The organism is Mesorhizobium sp. M7A.F.Ca.ET.027.02.1.1 (genome assembly GCF_004022985.1).
Taxonomy (GTDB): domain Bacteria; phylum Pseudomonadota; class Alphaproteobacteria; order Rhizobiales; family Rhizobiaceae; genus Mesorhizobium.
Window position 1 is genome coordinate 1 of sequence record NZ_RZOL01000504.1, and the last position, 3,909, is coordinate 3,909.

The following is a 3,909-nucleotide window of genomic DNA, read 5'->3' on the forward strand; positions in this document are numbered from 1 at the left end:
ACCATCACCGATGAAGCGCGCGCGGCCGCCGAACGGTTGCTGCGCGAGAACACCACAGCTGCATAAGAACAGCTGATGTCAGGGATCGAGTCAGGATATGGCTCCATCCTGCTGTTCAGGAATGATTTTCCTAAAATCCTGATCTATTGTGTAGCGCCACCGTTCGGGGAAGAAAGCATGTCCGAAAAACCCGTTGATGCCCTGACCGAAAGCGAGGCCGAAGCCGAGCTGAAGCGGCTGGCGGAAGAGATCGCCGAGCACGACCGGCGCTACCATACCGAAGATGCGCCTGTTATCACCGACGCCGAGTACGACGCGCTGGCACGGCGCAATCTTGCCATCGAGGAGCGCTTTCCGGCGCTGGTGCGCGAGGATTCGCCATCGCTCAGGGTCGGAGCCGCTCCGGCGGAAGGCTTTACCAAGGTGCGCCATGCCGTGCCGATGCTCAGCCTTGCCAAGGCCTATACCGACGATGACGTCACGGATTTCATCGAACGCGGGCGGCGGTTCTTCGATCGCGACAAGGAGCTCGACATCGCCTTCACAGCCGAACCGAAGATCGACGGGCTGTCGGCTTCGCTGCGTTACGAAAACGGTGTGTTCGTGCAGGGCGCGACGCGTGGCAACGGCGCCGTTGGCGAAGACATCACCGCCAATTTGAAGACGATTGCCGATATTCCAGCGAAGCTGAAAGGCTCGGGCTGGCCCGAAATCATCGAGATCCGCGGCGAGGTCTACATGACCTATGCGGAATTCGAGGCGCTGAAGCAGCGGTCGGCTGCGGCCGGCGGCCAGGACTACGTCAATCCGCGCAATACGGCGGCCGGATCGCTGCGCCAGAAGGATCCATCCGTCACCGCCAGCCGCAACCTCAAATTCTTCGCCTATGCCTGGGGTTACACGACGGCTGATCCCGCTCCGACCCAATATGATTCGGTGCAGAAATTCGCCGAGTGGGGGTTCAAGATCAGTCCGCTGATGGTGCGGGCGAAATCGGCCGAGGAGCTGATCGCGCATTATCATCGGATCGAGGAGCAGCGCTCGGCGCTCGGCTACGATATCGACGGCGTCGTCTACAAGGTCGACCAGCTGGAGTTGCAGCGCCGCTGGGGTTTCGTCACCGGCGAACCGCGCTGGGCGGTCGCGCATAAATTCCCGGCCGAACAGGCGATGACGACCGTGCAGAAGATCGACATCCAGGTCGGCCGTACCGGTACGCTGGCGCCGGTTGCGCGGCTGGCGCCGGTCACAGTCGGCGGCGTCGTGGTCGAGAACGTCACGCTGCACAATGAGGACTACATCAAGGGCCTGGACTCGACCGGCGAGCCGATCCGCGACGGCATCGATGTGCGCATCGGCGATACGGTCGTGATCCAGCGGGCAGGCGATGTCATTCCGCAGATCGTCAGCGTCGTCATCGACAAGCGGCCTGCTGATGCGGTGCCTTACGAGTTCCCTCACACTTGCCCGATCTGCGGCTCGCCGGCGACGCGCGAGATCAACGAAAAGACCGGCAAGGAAGATTCCCGCCGGCGCTGCACCGGCGAACTGATCTGCCCGGCGCAGGCGGTGGAAGGATTGCGCCACTTCGTGTCACGCGGCGCCCTGGACATCGAAGGCCTCGGCGCGGAGAACATAGACACGTTCTTCAATGCGGGATTGATCAAGACCGCCGCCGATATCTTCACGCTCAGGGATCGCCGTCCGGCCGTCACCAGGGCGCTGGCCGAACGCCGCGAGGAGCAGGCAAGGCAGCGCGAGGCCGCATCGGGCAAGACGCGCAAGAATGTGCGCAGCGTCGAGGATCGCAACTATGAGGGCCTCGACAAGCTGTTCGCCGCCATCGACTCGCGCCGCGAGCCGGAGCTCGACCGTTTCATCTTCGCGCTCGGCATCCGCCATATCGGCGAAACGACGGCCGCCGTGCTTGCCCGCACCTTCTCGACCATCGAGGAGATGATCCGGGTCGGCAAGGAGACAGCGGCAGCGGAGGATCCACACACGGTTTTCCCCTCGGTCAACGGCATCGGCGATACCGTGATCGATGCGTTGCGCGACTTCTTCGGAAATGAGCGCAATGACGACGTGCTTGACGCGTTGCTCCGCCAAGTCAAGCCGAAGCCGTATATCGTCAACGTCTCGGCCGACAGCGAGGTCGCCGGCAAGACGGTCGTGTTCACGGGCTCGCTGGAGAAGATGACACGCTCCGAAGCCAAGGCGATGGCGGAGCGCCTCGGCGCCAAGGTCGCGGGCTCGGTTTCGGCAAAGACGGATCTGGTGGTCGCCGGGCCGGGTGCCGGCTCCAAGCTCAAGCTCGCCAGCGAACTCGGCATCGAGGTGATCGACGAGGATGCCTGGCTGGTACGGATCGGCAAGGCGTGATGGAAGGCGCATTCAAGGGTTTCGGCCCGAAAGCCATTCCGTTCCTGAAGGCGCTGGATTTCCACCAGAGCCGAGAGTGGTTTTTGGAGAACCGTGACCTGTTCGAAAAGGAGTTGCGCGATCCGCTCAGTGATCTCGTCGACACGCTGACCGAGCGCTTCGCAAAGGCAGGCCTCGGCCTGCGCGGCGACCGCAAGAAGTCGCTGTTCCGCATCAATCGCGACGTGCGCTTCGCCAAAGACAAGCGGCCCTACAACAGGCATTTGTCGGCCATCCTGTCGCCCGACGGCACCAAGATGGAGCAGGGTGTGTTCTACGTGCATATCGGGCTTGAGCGCTGTTTTGCCGACATTGCCTGGTGGCAGCCGGAGCCGGCGCTGCTGCTGGCGATGCGCAAAGCCATCGCGACCAAGCCGGACAATTTTCGCGGCCTGGTGGCGGCGTTGAAGAAGAACCGGCTTGAACTCGAGACCGAAGGCCGTATGAAGCGTACGCCACGCGGCTTCGAGGAAATCAGCGATCCCGATCTGGTCGCCGCCATCCGCCACCGGCATTTCTATGTCCAGCATGTCATCGATCCGGCGGGAATCCATACGGCTGATCTGGTCGACGAGCTCGTCGATTTCACCTTGCGCGCCAAGCCGCTGCTCGACTGGGGCAGGGCGATCGAGGGCAAAGGTTCGCTTGACTAGCCTTCGGCTCCGGTAACCCGACGATCATTTCCGCTGATCGTTTGGCTCAAGCGAATTCGTGTGACAAGGCAGGCAGCGCTTCCTACATCAGGCCCTGATCAAGGAGAGGCCATGTCGGCGCAAGCAATTTCCGAGAGCGGCGATAAAAGCGATTTCTGGCAGGGCGTGCGGCTGTCGATGCCTGTCGTGGTGGCGTCGGCGCCGTTTGCGGTGCTGTTCGGTGCGCTAGCCGTCGACAATGGTTTCTCGGTCCTGGAAGCCTTCCTGATGAGCGCGCTGGTCTATGGCGGCGCCAGCCAGATGGTCGGCATCCAGCTGTTCGGCCAGCATGTGGCGCCGTGGCTGATCGTGCTGTCGATCTTCGCCGTCAATTTCCGCCACGTGCTCTATTCCGCCGGCATCGGCCGGCGCATCGCGCACTGGCCTGTCATCCAGCAGGCACTTGGTTATTTCATCCTCACCGATCCGCAATTCGCGGTGGCCGAAGCGCGGGCGCAATCGGGCCAGACGGTCGGCTTTGCCTGGTATCTGGGGCTTGGCTTGCCGGTCTATCTGTTCTGGATCGTCGAAAGCGCGCTTGGCGCACTGTTCGGCAAGCTGATCCCCGACACGCATGCGCTCGGCATCGATTTCCTGCTGCCGATCTATTTCCTCGGTCTCGTGCTGGGCTTCCGCAAGCGGCCGCTGTGGCTGCCGGTGGTCATCGCCAGCGCCGCCGCCTCGATCATCGCCTATAAGACCGTGGGCTCGCCCTGGCATGTCTCGATCGGCGCTGTTGCCGGTGTGCTGCTGGCGGTCATCCTGCCTCCCCATCACAGCGGCGTAAAGGCACGGC

At 62.8% G+C, this 3,909-nt stretch carries 3 protein-coding genes; all 3 read left to right on the plus strand.

The genetic code is table 11. From position 1 onward, the window contains the following. The first annotated feature begins 177 nt into the window (after nucleotides 1–177). Complete coding sequence (gene ligA / locus EN749_RS32265) at nucleotides 178–2,382, plus strand: NAD-dependent DNA ligase LigA (protein WP_128364685.1); 2,205 nt, start codon at nucleotides 178–180, stop codon at nucleotides 2,380–2,382. Then, entirely contained in the window at nucleotides 2,382–3,074 is a 693-nt protein-coding gene (locus EN749_RS32270) for a TIGR02453 family protein (protein WP_128364686.1), read from the plus strand. Before ligA ends, EN749_RS32270 begins: the two co-directional genes overlap by 1 nt. 111 nt (nucleotides 3,075–3,185) lie before the next feature. Continuing rightward, on the plus strand, nucleotides 3,186–3,909 hold a 724-nt coding region (locus EN749_RS32275; protein WP_145991092.1), incomplete at its 3' end, for an AzlC family ABC transporter permease.

Coding starts and splice junctions, on each gene's coding strand:
- ligA (WP_128364685.1), top strand. CDS start 178: ATGTCCGAAAAACCCGTTGATGCCCTGACCGAAAGCGAGGCCGAAGCC.
- EN749_RS32270 (WP_128364686.1), top strand. CDS start 2,382: ATGGAAGGCGCATTCAAGGGTTTCGGCCCGAAAGCCATTCCGTTCCTG.